Origin of the sequence: Micromonospora sp. NPDC049171, assembly GCF_040648275.1 — a bacterium.
Taxonomy (GTDB): domain Bacteria; phylum Actinomycetota; class Actinomycetes; order Mycobacteriales; family Micromonosporaceae; genus Micromonospora.
Map to the genome: position 1 here is coordinate 23,509 of NZ_JBEZDJ010000016.1, position 17,374 is coordinate 40,882.

Genomic DNA, 17,374 nt, shown 5'->3' on the forward strand with positions numbered 1-17,374 from the left:
GGAGCCGGCCCTCAGGTCGTGCGCTCCAGGAGGGTGATGCTCAGCAGCGGGTACTGCCAGCGCTGTGCCTCCCGGTAGCCGGCGCTGATCCGTTCCCGCTTGCCGACCACCATGTCGCGCAGCGGGTCGGCCGAGGGATCGGCCCCGACGACCCAGATGCGCGGTGGTGTGCCGAGGCAGCTGGCGTCCGGGCACTCGGTTGCCAGGAACCTGCCGTCGCTGCGTTGCGGGGCGACGCGCAGCACGTCCGGGGGGCGTGGGGCGGGCAGGTAGCGCTCGTAGATGTCGCGTGGTGACCAGGGGATGCTCGGGTGGCTGTCCGGAAACACCACGACGTCGCCGGGTTGGTAGCGGGGACCGATGACCGCCGCGATGCGGTACGAGTCCTGGCTGTGGCCGGCGTGGGCGCGCACGGCGACGTGTGCGGGGAAGGCCAGGACGACGGCCAGGCCGACCGCGACGACTGCCGACGACCGCCCGACCTGGGCCAGGGCGGACGCCGCGAGGACGGCAAGCGCCGGCAGCACGACCAGCACGTAGCGGGCCACCCAGACGTGCAGGTGGGTGCCGGCGAGCAACAGCAGCGCCATCGGGACGAACGCCGCGCCGGCCAGGCAGACGGACGCCGGGGCGCGGCGCACGCCGAGAACCGCGAGGACGAGGACGAGCCCGCCGACGGCCGCGGAGTGGAAGAGCCGTTCCGGGAACGCCTGGAGGGCACTCAGGTTGACAAGCGCGATCCAGGACACCTGGGCCGCCTGCCCCCAGCCCCAGACGGACAACGCGAGCGCCGGCAGCACTCCCACACCGGCCGCCGTCACCCACCGCCGCACGGTCCGCCAGCCCTGGGCGCGTCGGGGGAGCTGCCACCAGCCGACCGCGACGGCGTGACCCGCGAGCATCAGCAAACCATTGAGCGGATGCAGCAGCCCGACGAGACCGACGGCGGCGGCGTACCCGATTAGGCGCCGGCGCGTGGGCTCCTCCAGCAGGCTGATCAGGAACCACACGGCGACAGCGGCACCGAGGATCACCAGGGCGTAGGAGCGGGCCTCCTGCGCGTACCGGGAGGTCACCGGCAGGATCGCGAAGAGCAGCCCCGCCAGCAGGCCCGTCCCGGTGCCGCCGAGCCGACGCCCGAGCGCGGTCACCACCACCGTGGCGACGGTGACGGCGGCGACCGAGGGCAGCCGCAACGCGGCAGTGGACGTGCCGGCCACTGCGGTGTACGCCTTCATCAGGGCGTAGTAGGGCGTCAGGACCGCGTCCACCGAACCGGCGAGTTGCCACAGCTGTGACCAGCTCAACCGGACCGCGCCCCAGGTGGCCAACTCGTCGGCCCAGAGCGCCGGACCGGTCAGCCGCCACCGGCCCAGCACCAGCGCCACCAGCGCGGGGGCCACCCAGCTCACCACCGTCCAGCCAGACCCCGTGCCGTACGCCTTCCGATCCGTGTCCGTGCCCGTCAGGTCCGCTGCGGTGTCGATCGTGCCGACGCGGTGCGGTGGCCAGGTGGTGGTGATGGTGGTTCTCCCGGAACAGGGGCGGACAGTGCCCGCGCGAAGCTAGCCGCGCCAGGTGAGCACGCCACGGCGCGCAGTCGGACAGCCGGTGAACTGTGTGCCGGCGGCCGGGAGCGGCGATATCCATTGCGGACGCCCCGCCGCCCTCCTAGTCTCGTCGGTGCAAGGTCGAGAAGAGCACACCCGGAGGGAGTACGCCGTGCCGCGACGCATCCGCACCGATGCCGCCCGGCGCCTGCTTCCTGCCGGCGCGTCTGTGCTCGGCACTGCCACATCCTGTGCCGATGGCGCGTTGCGGGGCAACGAGCCGGGGTGGCGCGACTGACGCCGACGCTGACGCGTCCGCCGGCCGCCCCTCCCACCGGGATCGGGCGGCTGTTTCGTATCCGCGCCCGCCGCCGGACCCGGCCGGACAAAACTTGATCATTATCGGTCACCGCACGACAGAAGGAGACCACGATGGGATTCACCCCCCTCGCCGGTACCCGGGCACCGGTCCGGGTCTGGACCGACCCGTACGCCATCGAGCCGCAGGCCGCCCGGCAACTGCGCAACATCGGCGCGCTGCCCTGGGTGCAGGGCGTCGCCGTCATGCCCGACGTGCACTTCGGCAAGGGCGCCACGGTCGGCTCGGTCATCGCCATGCGGCAGGCCGTCTCGCCGGCCGCGGTCGGCGTCGACATCGGTTGCGGAATGTCGGCGGTGCGCACCTCGCTGACCGCCGCCGACCTGCCGGACGACCTGGCCGGGCTGCGGTCCGCGATCGAGGCCACCATCCCGGTCGGCTTCGCCCAGCGGCAGGACTCGGTCGACACGCGTCGGATCCGTGGCCTGGAGCAGGCCGGCTGGGACGACTTCTGGGGCCGCTTCGCGGGCCTGGACCGGCGGGTGGCGCAACTGGAGACCCGGGCGCGGCGACAGCTCGGCACCCTCGGCGGGGGCAACCACTTCATCGAGGTCTGTCTGGAGCAGGGCGGTGCCGACGAGGGCCGGGTGTGGCTGATGCTGCACTCCGGGTCCCGCAACATCGGCAAGGAGTTGGCCGAGCGGCACATCGGGGTGGCCCGAGGGCTGCCGCACAACGCCGACCTGCCCGACCGGGACCTGGCGGTGTTCCTCGCCGGGACGCCGGAGATGGACGCGTACCGGCGGGACCTGTGGTGGGCGCAGGAGTACGCGCGGCGCAACCGGGCCGTCATGCTGGCCCTGCTCTGCGGGGTGGTGCGCGAGCACTTCCCGCAGGTCGGCTACGACGAGCCGATCTCGTGCCACCACAACTACGTGTCGGAGGAGAGCTACGACGGGGTGGACGTGCTTGTCACCCGCAAGGGCGCGATCCGGGCCGGCCGGGGCGACCTGGGCATCATCCCCGGCTCGATGGGCACCGGTTCGTACATCGTGCGGGGCCGGGGTAACCCGGACGCGTACTGCTCGGCCTCGCACGGGGCCGGGCGGCGGATGTCGCGGGCGCAGGCCAAGCGGACGTTCAGCACGGCGGACCTGGCCACGCAGACCGCCGGGGTGGAGTGCCGCAAGGACGCCGGGGTGGTCGACGAGATCCCCGGCGCGTACAAGGACATCACCGAGGTGATGGCCCAGCAGGACGACCTGGTCGAGGTGGTGGCGCACCTCAAGCAGGTGGTCTGCGTGAAGGGCTGACGTGCCGCGCGGGCCGGGCCGACCGGCCCGCGCGGCGACGCTCAGAAGCCGACGAAGACCCGGCGCAGGTCGTCCAGGGTGAGCGGGCCGGTCACCCGCACGCCCTCCGGGGTGTACGCGGAGCCGAGCCGGCCGACCGCCAACCGCAGCCACGCCTCGGCGGGTGCGGTCAACTCACCGTCGGCCTGCGAAGGCGCGTCGACAACCTCGACCTTCTCGCCCAGCCGCAGCCCGAACGCCCGCTCCGGTGCGTGCAGGCGAACCAGCAGGGTGGCCTCCCGCCCGGCCAGCTCCTGCGGCCGGCTGGTCCAGCCCAGCATGCCGGCGACCTGGTCGAGCAGCAGCGACACCGCATCCGGCGTCACCGCCGCGAACGGGTTGAACGCCACCTCGGCGTCCCACTGGTGCAGCGCGAACTCGCTGAGCCGGAACCGGGCCGCGGTGGCCACGTCGACAGGTTCCGGCAGGAAGCCAAGGTCGATCCGCATCGACGCCCGGGTCTCGGCGTCCAGTGCCTCGTACGCCTCGACCAACCGTTCGTTGGCGGCCAGGAACCCGGCGGCGTGCTCGGCCGGGGACATCGCGTCCCAGCGCGCCCAGACGCCACGGTTGAAGTCGCCGTCCGGGCCGGGCGCGCCGGTGCGGGCGGCGTCCAGCGTCGCCAGGTTGATCTCGGCGCCGCTGCCCAGGTGGCTCAGCACCTGGGACACCTGCCACTCGCTGGCCCCCGACGGGCGGAGCAGGTCGTCGTCCTTGAGGTCGCGGACGAACGCGGCGAGCTCCTCGTGGCCCGCGCGCAGAGCGGTGATGATCTGGTCAGCAGGGGTTGACATGGATCTCCTCAAACGGATTTTCGACGATGGTCGGGACGGTACCGGACACGACCGCCGGCCGGCCCACCCCACGCTCGGGGCGTCCGACCGGCGGCCACGTCGGTCAGCTCAGCCCATGTGCACGGTGTTGCCGGTCGGGATGTCCTCCTTGCGCACCTTCACCAGGAACAGGGTCGCCAGGCCGGCGAGGATGATCAGCACCGCACCCCACGCGAACGCCACGCGGTAGCCGTGCACCAGGCCGGCGACCTGGTTGACCGGGTTCGGCGCCCGGTCGACCAGGTAGGCGGCGACCGCGCTGGTGTAGAAGGTGTTCAGCAGCGCGGTGCCCAACGAACCACCGACCTGCTGGGTGGCGTTGAGCGTCGCGCTGGCCGCGCCGGCGTCGTGCTCCGGCACCCCGACCAGGGCGAGACTGGACAGCGGCACGAAGGTGAAGCCCAGCCCCAGGCCCAGGATCACCTGGGCGGGCAGCAGGTGGGTGAGGAACGAGGTGTCCACGTCGATCTGGGTCAGCACCAGCATGCCCAGGGCGGCGAGCACGGCACCGGCGACCATCAGCGGCTTGGCACCCAGTCGCGGCATCAGCTGGCTGGCGCCACCCGCGGCGATCAGCACACCGGCGGTGACCGGCAGCGACGCCAGACCCGCCTCCAGCGGCTTGTACTGCAACACCACCTGGAAGTAGAAGGTCAGGAAGAGGAACGCCCCGAACAGGCCGGCGCCGATCAGCGTGGAGGTGAGGAACGCCCCGCCCCGGTTGCGGTCCAGGACGATTCGCAGCGGCAGCAGCGGGTGGCTGGAGCGCAGCTCGATCACCACGAAGACGGCGAGCAGCAGCACGCCCGCGGCGATGAAACCGAGCGTCGCGGCGGCGTCCCAGCCGTCCTCGGCGGCCTTGGTGAAGCCGTACACCAGGGAGACCAGGCCGGCGGTCACCACGACCGCGCCGGGTACGTCGTAGCGGGTGTTGCCGTGCGCCCGGCTCTCCGGCACCAGCGGGATCGCGAACGCGATGGCGATGGCGGCGACCGGGATGTTGACGAGCAGGCACCAGCGCCAGTCGGCGTACTCGGTGAGCACCCCGCCCAGCAGCAGACCGACCGCCGACCCGCCGCCGGCGATCGCGCCGTACACCGCGAACGCCTTGGCCCGCTCGGTGGCCTCGGTGAACAGCACGGTGAGCAGCGCCAACGCGGCCGGGGCGAGCAGCGCGCCGAACGCGCCCTGCAACGCGCGGGCGGCGAAGAGCATGCCGCCGGTGGTGGCCAGGCCACCCAGGGCGGAGGCCAGCGCGAAACCGGTCATGCCGACCAGGAAGGTGCGCTTGCGACCCCAGTAGTCGGCGATCCGGCCGCCGAGCAGCAGCAGACCGCCGAAGGCCAGCGTGTAGGCGGTGATCACCCACTGCCGGTTCGCGTCGGTGATGCCCAGGTCGGCCTGGGCCTTCGGCAGTGCGATGTTCACGATGGTGGCGTCCAGGACGACCATCAGCTGCGAGACCGCGATGACCGCCAGCGCGATCCAGCGCCGCGGGTGCGGCGTGCTTGTCGACGCTCCGGCGCCGGGTGCGCCAGGTGCGGTCGAGGTGGTTCCGGGCATGGTGAAGCCTTCCGTGTTGCGGACGTCGATGAGTCAGGCTTGAAGCGGGCGGTCGGGCTGGTAGCGGAGGACCGGGATGAGCACCTGGTCGACGACCTGGGTGAGGAACGTGTCGTCGGCGGGCAGGCCGTGCGCGACGATGCGGGACAGGGTGAGCGCCGGCGCGAGATCGTGGAACAGCTCCCGTTCGCCGGCCTCGGGCGGGATCTCCCCGCGCGCGGCGGCACGGACCAGGATGGCGGTGCTGGCCACCCGGCCGGCCGGCAGCACCTGGTGGCGCACCAGGCGTTCCAACTCGGGGTTGGTCCGCATGGCGAAGGTCAACGCCTGCATCAGGTCGCAGTCGGCCACGCAGATCGCGGCCGTGGCGCGCAGCAACTCGATCAGGTCGCCGCGCAGGGTGCCGGTGTCGGGCGGGTTGTGCACACCCACGTGCCGGTCGCGCAGGGCGGCCACCACCAACTCGGCCTTGCCGTCCCAGCGCCGGTAGATGGTGGCCTTGCTGACGTGGGCACGGGCGGCGACGGCGTCGATGGTCATCCGGTCGAAGCCGACCTCGCGCAGCAGGTCGATGACCACGGCGAACAGGTCGCTCTCGGTGCAGCGAGGCACCCGGGCCGCCGGGACCCCGGCACCCGCTCCCACCTGCTGACCACCCAGCATGCCCGCACCCCCCGCGAAACGATGTCGTACTGACCCTAGTTCGCGGTTGTGTGATCGTGCAGGTTTTCGTGAGTTGCGTCGCACCGCATCCAGGAAACGATTGCGTTTCCAACCGGCGTCCGTCGGATGAATCAAGTGGTCAGAGTCGGGACGGCCGCGGCGGCTTCCGCCTGGTGGCAGGCGGCCTCGGTGGTGGGGGTGGCGCGTACTGGACGTGGTCGGGCCGAAGGAACAGGGAGCGCCGCGCGATGGCTTCTCCTCTGCTGTCGACCTGGTAGCAGTCGATCCAGCACCAGCCGTAGTAGGTGGGCCAGTCGAGCTTTCTGATCACCCGTACCGCAATCGGGATCATGAACTGAACGCTGACGGCGCGATCCAGCCGCAGTACGTCGCCCGCCTTCACGGCTGCCGGCTCTTTCGGTCGCGCCAGGCGTTGAGGCGGATGGCGGCCTGTCGCAGACGAGGGCACGAGCCGTCGGGCCGGCACTTGGAGCACACGTCGCGGTGGTGAAGGTCGATCACGTAACCGGCCATGATCACCAGGAACGGCGGCTCGGGCCTGATCTCCTCAAGCATCATGACGGTCGTCTCGCTGGTTGCCACGCTTGCGCGCTCGTCGCTTGCTCGTGGCCTCATCCGGCTTCGGTGATGTCGTGAGGGAGTCGCACGCCACGGGTTGGTAGGCGGAGCGCTCAACAACGTCTATCGGCACTTCTGGACGTTGGAACCACTTCCATCGGCGCACGTCTGCCTCCCGAGATCATCGTCGAACAGGCCATCTACCAGCCACAATCCATGTTTCGGGCGCTGTTCTGCAACGTCTCACATCGAAATTGACGCTCGGAGATTGACGCTGGGCCATCTGGCCGTGCACGCTGTTCCAAATGAGACACACAGGTGCACGGAGTGAGACTGGGAGGGTGGATGGGTGAAGCGGGTTCCTCCGTACCAAGGCGGCAACTCGGACGGTTGCTGCGGCAGGCCCGAGAGGAAGCAGGGATCAACCTGGAAGCCGCAGCCAACGACCTTGAATGGTCGCGAGCCAAGATGTACCGGCTGGAGAGTGGTCAGACGTCCCTACGGACACATGACGTGATGTTGATGTGCCAGCACTACGGCACGTCGGCTGAGCTGACAGAGGTGTTGGTCAGCCTCGCCAGGGAGAGCAAGTCTCGCGGCTGGTGGCATGCCTACGACGACGTGATCCCTGGCTGGTTTGAGCTGTACGTAGGGCTGGAAGCGTCAGCCACTCGGATACGCCACTACGAACCGACGCTTATCCCTGGCCTGTTGCAGACGCCCGAGTACATGGCGGCTGTCTTCCAGACCAAGCCCAACCGCAGCGCTCAGGAGGTGGCGCAGAAGGTCGCCCTGCGGATGGAGCGACAGAAGCTCCTGAGCAGGCGCAGCCCGGCGGCACCCGGCTTCCATGCGGTCATTGACGAGGCAGTAGTCCGCAGGCCCATCGGTGACATCGACGCGTGGCGTGCTCAGCTTGCCCACCTGGTGAACGCTGCGCAGGCTCCGAACATCTCCGTCAGAGTGTTGCCGCTGGCCACCGGGCCACACCGCGCGTCCGTTGCCGGAGCGTTCGTGCTGCTTGACTTTCCGGCGGTTGGTACACGGCCGGCGGAGCCAAGCACGGTCTACTGCGAGTCTCTGACCGGCAGCCTTTACCTGGATCGGCCGAGTGAGGTTGAGACGTACTCTGAGGTCTGGCAGACGCTCTTGGATCTTGCCCTCAGCGAGCGCGCGTCAGAGGATCTGATCAGCACCGTGATTAAGGAGACCTACGATGAGTGACATGACTGGTGCTCTCTGGCGCAAAAGCAGCCGCAGTGGCAACGAGGGCAACTGCGTCGAGGTGGCCGACAACCTTCCGGGGTTGGTCGGTGTGCGAGACAGCAAGGATGTGCAGGGGCCGGCCCTGGCGTTCACTGCGGGCACCTGGCGAGCCTTCATCGCTGGCGTTCGTGCTGATGCGTTGAGCTGAGCACGCCCCGGAGAGTCACCGCAGGCGTTCCTGCCAAGGATCCCAGGCATAGAAGGGAGCCTTCTTCGCGGAAGGCTCCCTCTTCCGTGTCTGGGTACGACCGCAGCCAGGCCAACTGGGGATGGATCCGCGCTTGACCGATAGGTTGTTGATCTGCTTATGTAAGTGACATGCCTAAACGCTCCGTGCCGATGCGTGAACCCACCTACTTCATCCTCGCCGCGTTGCAGGACGAGCCCTTGCACGGCTACGCCATCGTCAAGCGCGTGCAGGACCTGTCCGACGGGCGGGTGCGGTTGACGACTGGCACGCTGTACGCCGCGTTGGACCGGCTCGCCGGCGAGGAGATGGTGCGACTTGCCGCGGAGACGGTGGTCAACGGCCGCGCCCGCCGCACCTACGAGCTGACCGGGCACGGGTTGTCCGCACTCCAGGAGGAGGCGGCACGGTTGGCCGCTGCGGCTCGGATCGTTCGAGACCGTTCCCTGCCGTCGACGGCTGCGACCGTGCGGACGGTGCCGGCATGACCGGGCTGGAGCGCCGCTACCGGTGGCTGCTGCGCGCCTACCCTCGGGCCTACCGGCAGTACCGCGCCGACGAGATGTTGGAAACGCTGCTGGGCGGGGCTGAGACGGACCGGAGGCACCTGAGCCTTCGGGAGTCCGTGGCACTCGTGGTGGCAGGTCTGCGGGTCCGTACCGGCGTGGACCGGCTCGGCTCCCGAGCCGCACTGCTGCACTCCGCGCTGCGACTGACCGCGCTGTCCCTGCTCGTGGGCGGCATCGCCCTCGCGGCCAAGCCCGTCGTGGTGCAGTTGTTGCTGCCCGCGCTCCCTTTCGACCTCCCGGTTTTCGCCGGCAGCCTGGCCACACCCGGACTGTTGCTCCTCGCGTTGGCCGCCGCGGCATGGGCTCGCTACCGCCTCGCGTTCGCCCTGGCCATCGGCGCGCTCGGTGCGAAAATGTGGTATTCCGGGTGGTACGCGGATCCGGAGATGGGGGGCGAGGCACACCCATTGGGGCTCCAGGCCGTTCTCCACCTGGCCATGCAGCTTCCGACGTGGGCCTGCCTGTTGGCCGTGCTGACGATGGTGCCGCTGCTTCGAGCGCGCCAACCACGGGGCACGCGACAGTGGGCCTGGCTTGTCGGCGCGGCGATCAGCGTGACGGTCCTGACGCCCAACCCACTCAATGGCTGGGAAGACCCGCTCACGCTGCCAGTCATCGCGGTCGGTGGGCTGGTGGCGGCCCTCGTGGGGGCGGCGTTGGATGTGCGGATGTCGATCGCGGCCAGCGTGCTCCTGCTGGTGCCGATCCTGGCGACGCTGCCCTACCAGCCAGCGGACTGGCAGCGCGAGTACTGGGAGCTGAGCCCCCGAACTGTGCTCCTGGGGGCCGTGGCCGGGATTTTCGCCATCAACGTCGCGGTCAGCAGGATGGCCGCCCGCCAGCAGGTCGCCCTCTAACTTGATCTTTAACCTGTGCGGCGTGGTCGCTCCGCACGGACATCTCGCCCCGGCGGAGTAAATAGGCCGAGTTGCATCTGATGCAACCATTCGACCTTCCGCTCTCAGCGCGGCGGCGCGGACATTCTGGCCGGGTTGCATGCTCGTTTAGGTCTGTCGCGCGGGCTGCGTCATCGGCGCGACAATGATCATCCTGTCGGTGTGTACCGCCAGAATGTAGGCCATGAGTTCACAACTGGGCACGGTCGTGGTCACGGGTGCAGCAGGTCGGATCGGATCGGCAGTCTGTCAACACCTGCGCGATGAGGTTCGCCAACTCGTGCTGGTCGATCGGGTTCCGGTGCAGCCACAGTCTCCGACAGAGCGGGCGATCCGACTGGATCTGGCAGACCTCGACGCCGTAGTCGCCGCTCTGGAGGCGGCGGACGCCGTGGTGCATCTGGCCGGGCTTCCGGATGAGGCACCCTTGGCCGACCTGCTGGACACCAACGTGCTGGGCACGTATCACGTGTTGGAGGCAGCCCGCCGACAGAAGGTAGGACGAGTTGTCGTGGCCAGTAGCAACCGTGTCACCGGCTTCTACCCGGTCGGGCAGGTTGTCGGACCAGACGCACCGGTTCGACCGGACGGGTTCTACGGGGTGAGCAAGGTCGCCATCGAAGCACTCGGGCGCATGTACGCCGACAAGTTCGGGCTGTCGGTGGTGTGCCTGCGAATCGGCAGTTTCGAGGAGGAGCCGACCGAGGCCCGGTATCTGGCAACCTGGTTGAGCCCGCGCGACGGCGTCGGCTTCATCCGTGCGGCTATCACCGCGCCGGATGTGCACTTTGTTACCGCCTACGCCGTTTCCGCCAATACACGCGCGTTCTGGGACACCGCCGCCGGAGCGCAGCTCGGCTATCTGCCGGTAGACGACGCGGAGAGTTATGCCGCTCGGGTGCCCGGCTCGGATACGCCGATCGACGCCGCAGCCTTTCAAGGCGGCACCTACACCAGCGCCGAGTATTCTCTGCGACATGTCGTAGCGCCCCCTGTCCCCTCCTCAGGACGAGCATCCACCCAACGGCGACTGTAGTTAATCCTTGCCGAGCGAGCTCGGCCGCGAGCCGCAGCCGCACTCGTAGATGTCGATAGCTACCGTGTGCTCGGTGGCGTACCCGGCTCTGCACTCGAAGCCGTACGCCGACACTGCTGGCCGGGACGCGGACGAATACGACCGGTCACGAATACGGGCGTTGCACCAATCGTTGATCTCGACGCGGGCTGCTGAGATCATCGGTCGCTCGGACCGGCACACCGCCTGGTCCGGCGGTCAGCGCGCATCGTCCACCACGGCCACCGGCCGGCGGACGGTGTGGGGTCGTTGACCGTGGCCTCCGGGCCAGCTCGAACCGACCAGCTCACACGAGGGGGCCCGACGTGCAACGTCATGGCTGCGTGATCCGACTCCGCCCGGAACAGCGGGAAACCTATCTGCGGTTACACGCCGACGTCTGGCCGAGCGTCGAGCAGACGCTGCGGGAGGCGAACTTCCGCAACTACACCATCTTTCTCCACGGCGACCTGCTCTTCGGCTACTACGAGTACGTCGGCGACGACTACGAGGCCGACCTGCGGCTGATCGCGGCGGACCCGCAGACGCAGGAGTGGTGGAAGCTGACCGACCCGTGTCAGGAATCGATCGCCGAGCCCGGCTCGGGGGACTGGTGGGCCCCGATGCGGGAGATCTGGCACCTGGCCGACGAGGCACCCGCCCAGGCCTGACCTCCGGGGTGGTCGACCGTGTCGATCATGGAGTTGTGGTGCCGGAAATGGCGATTAACTACCGCTTTGTCACCCAGCACAACTCCATGATCGACGCGGCGAGTGATGTGTGGGACCGCACTACGATGCCGGTGTCGAGATTGGATCCGAGTGGTCCTGTGACAACGGATCACCTGGGCATCGCGGGGGCGACGGTGACCGATCGTGGAAGCAGGGGCGGCGCAGACGGGCAGCAGCACGGGACGACACCGCGGCGCCGCACCAGCCTCGGGGTGGCTGTCACACTCGCGCTGTTGGCCGTCCCGCTACTGCCGATCATGTGCCTGTCGGGCATAACGCTGGCCACGGCCATGGCCCCGTCCGAGCCGTGCCGGCCCCCCTTCGTGCAGGACCCGTCGGAGTGCGGGCCCGAGCCGTGGGCGTCACTGCCGACCGCGCTACTGGCGGGCGGGTACGGCGTGGCGGCCGTCGTGCTGGCCCGCAGAGCCAGCCTGCCGTCCTGGGTGCGCATCGGTGCCCTGTGCGTGGCGCCGTTGGCCGCTGTTCCACTCCTCTGGGCGCTGTTCGTCTACCGCCCCTCCTGAGCGCGCTCGGCACAGCGGGAAAAAATATTCGGCGTACCTGTCGATTGGGATCGGTTCAGTTCGTAGCCCTGGTGAGAGCCCGCCACCGCGGCGGGCCGCACACCCACCGGAGGGCACGATGACCAGCACAGCGACCACCACCCGCGCCACCACGTCGACCGTCGGCGCGCTGATCCGGACCGGTATCGCCGCCACGGTCGCCGCGAGCGCCGCCACCATGGCCATCGCTGCCGCCGGCCGAGCGGCGGGGATCAGCCTCGACGTGGCCGACGCGCCGATTCCGGTGTCGGGCTTCGGTGTGCTGACCGCCGCGTTCTCGCTGGTCGGGGTGATCCTCGCCGCGGTGCTGTCGCGCTTCGCCCGGCACCCGCGACGCGTGTTCGTTCGCACTACGGTCGTGCTGACGGTGCTGTCACTGGTGCCGGACGTCATCGTCGACGCGGGGGCGGCCACCAAGGCGCTGCTGATGCTCACTCACCTGGTCGCGGCCGCGATCGTTGTCCCTGCTGTCGCACGTCGCCTGGCCGCCTGACCGACCGCCCATTCCACCATCGAACCAGCGGAGGATCGTCATGAAGCAGTACCTGCTGTCCGTGCACGTCGTCGAGGGTGAGCCGGACCCGTCCGACGAGGAGATGCAGACCATGTTCCGGGAGACCGGCCGGATCAACGACGAGATGCAGGCCGCGGGCGCCTGGGTCTTCGCCGGAGGTCTCCGGTCACCGGACAGCGCCACAGTCGTTCGGATCGAGAACGGCGCCACCACCATGAGCGATGGGCCGTTCGCCGAGACGAAGGAGCACATCGCCGGATTCTGGGTCATCAAGTGCGCGGACCTGGACCAGGCGCTGGCCTGGGCCGAGCAGTGCGCGGCGGCCTGCGGCCCGATCGAGGTGCGCCCCTTCGACGACCTGTCCCAGGCCTGACCAGGAGCCGGTCACCCGACATGGACCTGGCGAGCATCTACCGCGCGGAGTACGGCCGCTGTGTCGCCACCCTGACCCGCCTCCTCGGTGACCTCAACCTCGCCGAGGAGGCGGTCCAGGACGCCTTCACCACCGCTGTGCAGAAGTGGCAGACCCCGCCGCCGAACCCGGGTGCCTGGATCGTGACCACCGCCCGCAACCGGGCGATCGACCGGCTCCGCCGGGAGTCGACCCGGGAGGCCCGGCACGCCCAGGCCCTGCTGCTGCACCAACAGGACCAACCCCGAGAGGTGGGACCGGTGAACGACGACCAACTACGACTCATCTTCACCTGCTGCCACCCGGCGCTCGGCCCGGACGCGCGGACCGCCCTCACGCTTCGCCTGCTCGGTGGTCTCGACGTACCGGAGATCGCCCGGGCCTACCTGACCCAGGAGTCGACGATCGCGCAGCGGATCGTGCGCGCGAAGAAGAAGATCCGCGACGCGGGCATCCCCTACCGGGTACCCGCCGACCACGAGTTGCCGGACCGCCTGCCGTACGTGCTCACCGTGCTCTACCTGATGTTCAACGAGGGCTACGCGTCCACCGCCGGCCCGCTGATCAGAACGGACCTGTGCACCGAGGCGATCCGACTCGCCCGCGAGCTGGCCGCGCTGATGCCCGACGAGCCCGAGGTGCTGGGCCTGCTCGCCCTGCTGCTGCTGACCGAGGCACGCCGCTCCGCCCGGCTCGGCCCGACCGGGGAGTTGGTGTTGTTGGCCGACCAGGACCGGTCACTGTGGAACCGGGCGCTCATCGTCGAGGGGCACGACCTGGTCCGGCGATGTCTGCGGCGCAACCGGCCCGGCCCGTACCAGATCCAGGCCGCGATCGGCGCGGTGCACACCGACGGCGCCGCCACCGACTGGGCGCAGGTCCTGGCGCTGTACGACCAGCTCCTCGCGCTCGCGCCGACCCCGGTCGTCGCGCTCAACCGCGCGGTCGCCGTCGCCGAGGTGCACGGACCGGCGGTGGCCCTCGCCGAGTTGGCGGGCCTCGACCTGCCGGGCTACCACCGGCTGCCCGCCACCCGAGCCGAGCTGCTCCTCCGGCTCGGACGCGACGACGAGGCCCGGGCCGCGTACGACCAGGCCATGGCGCTGACCAGCAACGAGACCGAGCACGCCCACCTGCGGACACGTCGTGCCGCACTCACCCACAGCAGGAGCGAATCATGACCGCCACCTACACCGTCGACGTCTTCGCCAGCCTCGATGGCTTCGGCACCACCAGCGGCAACTGGGGCGGCTACTGGGGCAAGCAGGGCCCCGAGCTGCTCGCGCACCGACTGGCCGCCTACGGCGCGGAGCAGCGCATGGTCTTCGGCGCCCGCACGTACCGGGTGTTCGCGCAGATGCTGGCCGCGAGCACCGAGGAGTCCGAGGTCCGCGACGCCTGGGTGACCCGGATGAGGGCCCTCCCGGCGACAGTGGTGTCGAACACGCTGGAAGGCCCCCTCGACTGGCCGGACGCGACTGTCGCGCGCGGCGACGCCGTCGACGTCGTCGCCCGGCTCAGGGAGGAGTCCGAGGTGCCCCTGCGCTCGCACGGCAGCCTGTCGATGAACCGTGCGCTGATGGCCGCCGGTCTGGTCGACTTCGTCCAGGTGACGGTCTTTCCGGTGATCACCGGAAAGACCGGTACCGAGCCGATCTTCCAGGACGCGGCCGACTTCGACCTGGAGCTGATCGAGAGCCGGACCCTCGACGGCCGCACCCAGGAGCTCATCTACCGGCCCACCCTGCACGTCTGACCGATCCGCACAGCCATCCGGAACCCTCGTCGGCCTACCGCATCGCCGCCGAGAGGACGCCGGTATGACGCTTCCGCTATGCCGGACATCGACAGTCACCGCCGTAGCATTGACACACATCAATGATCGGCGGCTGGCCGACGGTCGCCGGACGACCGCAGGGGAGTGCGTGATGTTCCAACGACAAGTGCTACGGACGGCGCTGGCCATGCTGGTGGCGATCCTGGCGACAGCCGGGGTGCAGCTCACCACCGGTGCGCCGGCCGCCGCCGTACGCACCGTCTACTACGACGCGAGCCGGACCGGCGAGTTCCGCACCAACTTCGACCAGGCCGCGCAGATCTGGAACAGCCGGGTCAGCACCGTCCGGCTCCAGCCCGGCACCCCGGCCAGCATCACCATCTACGTCGACGACGGCTGGCCCCGCGCGCAGCCGACCGGCCTCGGCTCGGGCCGGATCTGGATGGGCCGCACGGCCGTCAACCAGGGCTACGACCGCAACCGGATCGCCGCCCACGAGCTGGGCCACATCCTGGGCCTGCCGGACCGGCGCACCGGGCTCTGCTCCGACCTGATGTCGGGCAGCAGCGCCCCGGTCTCCTGCCGCAACGCCAACCCCAGTTCGGCCGAGGCGAGCCGGGTGAACTCGCTGTTCGCCGGCACCCTGGCCGCACCGGCCAGCACGACGTACACCTGGGCCGGCGCCTAGGACATCGGGCCGACGGTGGACCTCCACCCAGGTCGGCGGTCTGCCCGTCGGACCATCCGGGACACCTCGGCGGGGACGCGCGGGTCGCGTCCCCGCCGACGGCCGGGCGGGGTCACCCACACCTTTTCCCCCTGCGGTACGGTGCCGGACACACCGACACCCCGGAGGTGGACCCGTGCCTGCCGTCGTCGCCCTCATGTTGACCCTGGCCCTCGCGCCCGCGCCGTCCCCGTCGGCCACCTCGGACCCGGTGGGGGACCTCCTCGGCGGCGTCGGCCGGATCGTCGACGACCTGCTCGGCAACGGCGCGACGCCGAGCGCGACGCCGTTCGCCACCCCGACGGCCACGCCCGGGTCACCGACGGCCACCGACCGCCCCACCCTGCCGGGGCCCAGCGCCACCCCGGCGCAGGTCGGGTCGTCGGTCGCCGTCCGCGCACCGGCGGGCCCCGCCGCCCCGAACGGCCCCGCCGGCCCCGCCACCGGCACGGGCACGGGCACCCGCGAGGCCACCGTGCCCCCGCGCGACGGCGCCGACACCCCCGCTTCGGCTGCCTCGCCGGTACTCGTCAGCCCCGCTCGCGACGGGTGGCCCCTCGCGTACTCCCTGCTGGTCGCCGCCGCCCTCGCGGTGCTGGCACTCCTGTTCCTGCGCCGCCGCCGGACGGCCGCCGCGCCCGCGCCGTCTCGCGGCCCCGAGCTGTCGCGCGGCCCCGAGCTGTCGCGCGGCCCTGAGCTGTCGCGCGGCCCCGCCGCGCCGTCTCCCGGCCCTGGGCCGGCCCTCGACCCTGAGCCCGGTTTCGATCCTGAGCCGGGTCTCGATCCTGAGCCGGGTTTCGATCCTGAGCCGGGTTTCGATCCTGAGCCGGGTTTCGAGGCCGCGCCGGACAATGTCCGGCGGCTGCCCACCACCCTCAACGACATCTACGAACTGGGTCGGCTGGACGAGCGGCTCGAACAGGAACGTCGCCGCACCTGATCCCGGCCCCCGGGCGCCGGGATCAGGGCGCCGAGTATGCGCCCTCGCGCCGCGGGATGTCGTCGTCGTACGCCCCGACCGGCCCGCTGTAGCGGACCGTGCCCTTCGGGTACGGCCAGGCGTTCGCCGTGCAGCCGTGCAGGCCCAACGTCTGCTGCTGCATCACCGGCGCCGGCCGGCCCTGCCCGGGGCACCGTTCGTGACCGAACCCGAGTTTGTGCCCCACCTCGTGGTTGACCATGTACTCCCGGTAGGTGGTCAGGCTCGCGCCGTAGCCCGGCACCGCCTTGACCCAGCGCGCCACGTTGAGCACCACCCGGGCACCGTTGCGGCACGAGGTGTAGGCGTCCGGCACGTCCTGGCAGAGCGTGTCACGGGTGCCGGGGGTCGCCAGGTAGATGGTGAAGTCGGTCGGGTCACCGGCACCCACCCGGCGCAGTCGCCACGCCCCGCCGGCCGTCCACCCGCGGGGGTCGTTCAACGTCGTGGAGATCGCCGTGGCGATGTCGCCCACCGGCAGGCCCCGGATGTCGCGTTCCACGCTGACCCGGTAGCGCAGCAACCGACCGCCGGTCCCGTGTGCGGGTGCGGCCTCGGCGGGCGCCGTCGACCAGCGGTTGCTGCCGGAGGCGGGGTAGGCGACCGGGACGGCGGGCGCGGACGTGGGTGGGACACCGGCGACTCCGGTCGGCCGGCCCGCGGCGGAGGTCGGCGTCGGCCGGCCGGGCGGCGGTGCGGCGGCGACGGGGTCGGCGTCGGCCTGCCCGGTGGTTGTCGGACCACACCCGGTGAGCAGCGCCACCACCAGCAGTGACGCCCCCGAGGCGGTACGCCATCGGCGGGTAACCTTCGTCGACATGTCTCTCCCCTCGCGTGCCG

20 protein-coding genes and 1 pseudogene are annotated in these 17,374 nt (G+C 70.5%); 14 read left to right on the forward strand and 7 right to left on the reverse strand.

Going from position 1 to position 17,374, the window contains the following annotated elements; all coding sequences use genetic code 11:
• Window positions 1-11: 11 nt before the first annotated feature.
• Window positions 12-1,403, reverse strand: coding sequence for a glycosyltransferase family 39 protein (locus AB0B14_RS20545; protein WP_357523553.1), 1,392 nt, complete (start codon window positions 1,401-1,403; stop codon window positions 12-14).
• Between the two features lie 579 nt (window positions 1,404-1,982).
• Here AB0B14_RS20545 and AB0B14_RS20550 point away from each other — a divergent pair.
• Window positions 1,983-3,182: an RtcB family protein gene (locus tag AB0B14_RS20550; RefSeq protein WP_357523555.1), complete on the forward strand. Its 1,200-nt coding sequence runs from the start codon at window positions 1,983-1,985 to the stop codon at window positions 3,180-3,182.
• Window positions 3,183-3,223: 41 nt separating this feature from the next.
• On the opposite strand, the gene AB0B14_RS20555 is transcribed toward AB0B14_RS20550, so the two are convergent.
• From AB0B14_RS20555 to AB0B14_RS20575, 5 genes are all read right to left on the reverse strand, one after another.
• A complete protein-coding gene (locus tag AB0B14_RS20555; RefSeq protein WP_357523557.1) occupies window positions 3,224-4,015 on the reverse strand; it encodes a maleylpyruvate isomerase family mycothiol-dependent enzyme in 792 nt (263 codons plus the stop codon).
• Between the two features lie 108 nt (window positions 4,016-4,123).
• Window positions 4,124-5,617 (reverse strand): MFS transporter, encoded by a 1,494-nt coding sequence (locus tag AB0B14_RS20560; RefSeq protein WP_357523559.1) that lies wholly within the window; start codon window positions 5,615-5,617, stop codon window positions 4,124-4,126.
• A 33-nt stretch (window positions 5,618-5,650) separates the two neighbouring features.
• Complete coding sequence (locus AB0B14_RS20565; protein ID WP_357078629.1) at window positions 5,651-6,280, reverse strand: TetR/AcrR family transcriptional regulator; 630 nt, start codon at window positions 6,278-6,280, stop codon at window positions 5,651-5,653.
• 139 nt (window positions 6,281-6,419) lie between these two features.
• The gene (locus AB0B14_RS20570; RefSeq protein ID WP_357523561.1) at window positions 6,420-6,632 is read right to left on the reverse strand and encodes a hypothetical protein; all 213 of its coding nucleotides are present in this window, start codon (window positions 6,630-6,632) and stop codon (window positions 6,420-6,422) included.
• Between the two features lie 47 nt (window positions 6,633-6,679).
• On the reverse strand, window positions 6,680-6,883 hold the full coding sequence (locus AB0B14_RS20575) for a hypothetical protein (RefSeq protein ID WP_357078623.1): 204 nt from the start codon (window positions 6,881-6,883) through the stop codon (window positions 6,680-6,682).
• Window positions 6,884-7,204: 321 nt separating this feature from the next.
• On the opposite strand from AB0B14_RS20575, the gene AB0B14_RS20580 reads away from it, so the two are divergent.
• From AB0B14_RS20580 to AB0B14_RS20640, 13 genes and pseudogenes are all read left to right on the forward strand, one after another.
• Window positions 7,205-8,083, forward strand: coding sequence for a helix-turn-helix transcriptional regulator (locus AB0B14_RS20580; RefSeq protein WP_357523563.1), 879 nt, complete (start codon window positions 7,205-7,207; stop codon window positions 8,081-8,083).
• The gene (locus tag AB0B14_RS20585; protein ID WP_357523565.1) at window positions 8,076-8,273 is read left to right on the forward strand and encodes a DUF397 domain-containing protein; all 198 of its coding nucleotides are present in this window, start codon (window positions 8,076-8,078) and stop codon (window positions 8,271-8,273) included. The genes AB0B14_RS20580 and AB0B14_RS20585 overlap by 8 nt, the downstream gene beginning before the upstream one ends.
• A 191-nt stretch (window positions 8,274-8,464) precedes the next feature.
• Complete coding sequence (locus AB0B14_RS20590) at window positions 8,465-8,800, forward strand: PadR family transcriptional regulator (RefSeq protein ID WP_357078614.1); 336 nt, start codon at window positions 8,465-8,467, stop codon at window positions 8,798-8,800.
• Window positions 8,797-9,738 (forward strand): hypothetical protein, encoded by a 942-nt coding sequence (locus AB0B14_RS20595; protein ID WP_357523567.1) that lies wholly within the window; start codon window positions 8,797-8,799, stop codon window positions 9,736-9,738. Before AB0B14_RS20590 ends, AB0B14_RS20595 begins: the two co-directional genes overlap by 4 nt.
• A 223-nt stretch (window positions 9,739-9,961) precedes the next feature.
• On the forward strand, window positions 9,962-10,813 hold the full coding sequence (locus AB0B14_RS20600; RefSeq protein WP_357078607.1) for an NAD(P)-dependent oxidoreductase: 852 nt from the start codon (window positions 9,962-9,964) through the stop codon (window positions 10,811-10,813).
• Between the two features lie 362 nt (window positions 10,814-11,175).
• A complete protein-coding gene (locus AB0B14_RS20605) occupies window positions 11,176-11,502 on the forward strand; it encodes an L-rhamnose mutarotase (protein WP_357078604.1) in 327 nt (108 codons plus the stop codon).
• A gap of 272 nt (window positions 11,503-11,774) precedes the next feature.
• Window positions 11,775-12,086 carry a hypothetical protein gene (locus AB0B14_RS20610; RefSeq protein WP_357523569.1) on the forward strand — a complete coding sequence of 104 codons (312 nt, stop codon included), beginning with the start codon at window positions 11,775-11,777 and terminating at the stop codon, window positions 12,084-12,086.
• 118 nt (window positions 12,087-12,204) lie between these two features.
• Window positions 12,205-12,618 (forward strand): DUF6069 family protein, encoded by a 414-nt coding sequence (locus AB0B14_RS20615; RefSeq protein WP_357078598.1) that lies wholly within the window; start codon window positions 12,205-12,207, stop codon window positions 12,616-12,618.
• 40 nt (window positions 12,619-12,658) lie between these two features.
• On the forward strand, window positions 12,659-13,012 hold the full coding sequence (locus AB0B14_RS20620) for a YciI family protein (RefSeq protein ID WP_357523571.1): 354 nt from the start codon (window positions 12,659-12,661) through the stop codon (window positions 13,010-13,012).
• Window positions 13,013-13,032: 20 nt separating this feature from the next.
• A complete protein-coding gene (locus AB0B14_RS20625; protein ID WP_357523572.1) occupies window positions 13,033-14,232 on the forward strand; it encodes an RNA polymerase sigma factor in 1,200 nt (399 codons plus the stop codon).
• Window positions 14,229-14,807 (forward strand): dihydrofolate reductase family protein, encoded by a 579-nt coding sequence (locus AB0B14_RS20630; RefSeq protein WP_357523574.1) that lies wholly within the window; start codon window positions 14,229-14,231, stop codon window positions 14,805-14,807. The genes AB0B14_RS20625 and AB0B14_RS20630 overlap by 4 nt, the downstream gene beginning before the upstream one ends.
• Before the next feature lie 172 nt (window positions 14,808-14,979).
• Window positions 14,980-15,513, forward strand: a pseudogene (locus tag AB0B14_RS20635) (snapalysin family zinc-dependent metalloprotease); the annotation flags it as partial.
• A 178-nt stretch (window positions 15,514-15,691) separates the two neighbouring features.
• Complete coding sequence (locus AB0B14_RS20640; protein WP_357523576.1) at window positions 15,692-16,495, forward strand: hypothetical protein; 804 nt, start codon at window positions 15,692-15,694, stop codon at window positions 16,493-16,495.
• Between the two features lie 22 nt (window positions 16,496-16,517).
• On the opposite strand, the gene AB0B14_RS20645 is transcribed toward AB0B14_RS20640, so the two are convergent.
• Window positions 16,518-17,354, reverse strand: a complete 837-nt coding sequence (locus AB0B14_RS20645) for a DUF3152 domain-containing protein (RefSeq protein WP_357523578.1) — start codon at window positions 17,352-17,354, stop codon at window positions 16,518-16,520.
• Window positions 17,355-17,374: the final 20 nt, after the last annotated feature.

What these genes read in the sequence shown, in the direction of transcription:
- AB0B14_RS20620 (WP_357523571.1), top strand. Translation starts at nt 12,659, where the DNA reads ATGAAGCAGTACCTGCTGTCCGTGCACGTCGTCGAGGGTGAGCCGGAC.
- AB0B14_RS20645 (WP_357523578.1), bottom strand. Translation starts at nt 17,354, where the DNA reads ATGTCGACGAAGGTTACCCGCCGATGGCGTACCGCCTCGGGGGCGTCA.
- AB0B14_RS20590 (WP_357078614.1), top strand. Translation starts at nt 8,465, where the DNA reads ATGCGTGAACCCACCTACTTCATCCTCGCCGCGTTGCAGGACGAGCCC.
- AB0B14_RS20560 (WP_357523559.1), bottom strand. Translation starts at nt 5,617, where the DNA reads ATGCCCGGAACCACCTCGACCGCACCTGGCGCACCCGGCGCCGGAGCG.
- AB0B14_RS20595 (WP_357523567.1), top strand. Translation starts at nt 8,797, where the DNA reads ATGACCGGGCTGGAGCGCCGCTACCGGTGGCTGCTGCGCGCCTACCCT.
- AB0B14_RS20600 (WP_357078607.1), top strand. Translation starts at nt 9,962, where the DNA reads ATGAGTTCACAACTGGGCACGGTCGTGGTCACGGGTGCAGCAGGTCGG.
- AB0B14_RS20615 (WP_357078598.1), top strand. Translation starts at nt 12,205, where the DNA reads ATGACCAGCACAGCGACCACCACCCGCGCCACCACGTCGACCGTCGGC.
- AB0B14_RS20630 (WP_357523574.1), top strand. Translation starts at nt 14,229, where the DNA reads ATGACCGCCACCTACACCGTCGACGTCTTCGCCAGCCTCGATGGCTTC.
- AB0B14_RS20585 (WP_357523565.1), top strand. Translation starts at nt 8,076, where the DNA reads ATGAGTGACATGACTGGTGCTCTCTGGCGCAAAAGCAGCCGCAGTGGC.
- AB0B14_RS20555 (WP_357523557.1), bottom strand. Translation starts at nt 4,015, where the DNA reads ATGTCAACCCCTGCTGACCAGATCATCACCGCTCTGCGCGCGGGCCAC.
- AB0B14_RS20625 (WP_357523572.1), top strand. Translation starts at nt 13,033, where the DNA reads ATGGACCTGGCGAGCATCTACCGCGCGGAGTACGGCCGCTGTGTCGCC.
- AB0B14_RS20570 (WP_357523561.1), bottom strand. Translation starts at nt 6,632, where the DNA reads ATGATCCCGATTGCGGTACGGGTGATCAGAAAGCTCGACTGGCCCACC.
- AB0B14_RS20580 (WP_357523563.1), top strand. Translation starts at nt 7,205, where the DNA reads ATGGGTGAAGCGGGTTCCTCCGTACCAAGGCGGCAACTCGGACGGTTG.
- AB0B14_RS20565 (WP_357078629.1), bottom strand. Translation starts at nt 6,280, where the DNA reads ATGCTGGGTGGTCAGCAGGTGGGAGCGGGTGCCGGGGTCCCGGCGGCC.
- AB0B14_RS20550 (WP_357523555.1), top strand. Translation starts at nt 1,983, where the DNA reads ATGGGATTCACCCCCCTCGCCGGTACCCGGGCACCGGTCCGGGTCTGG.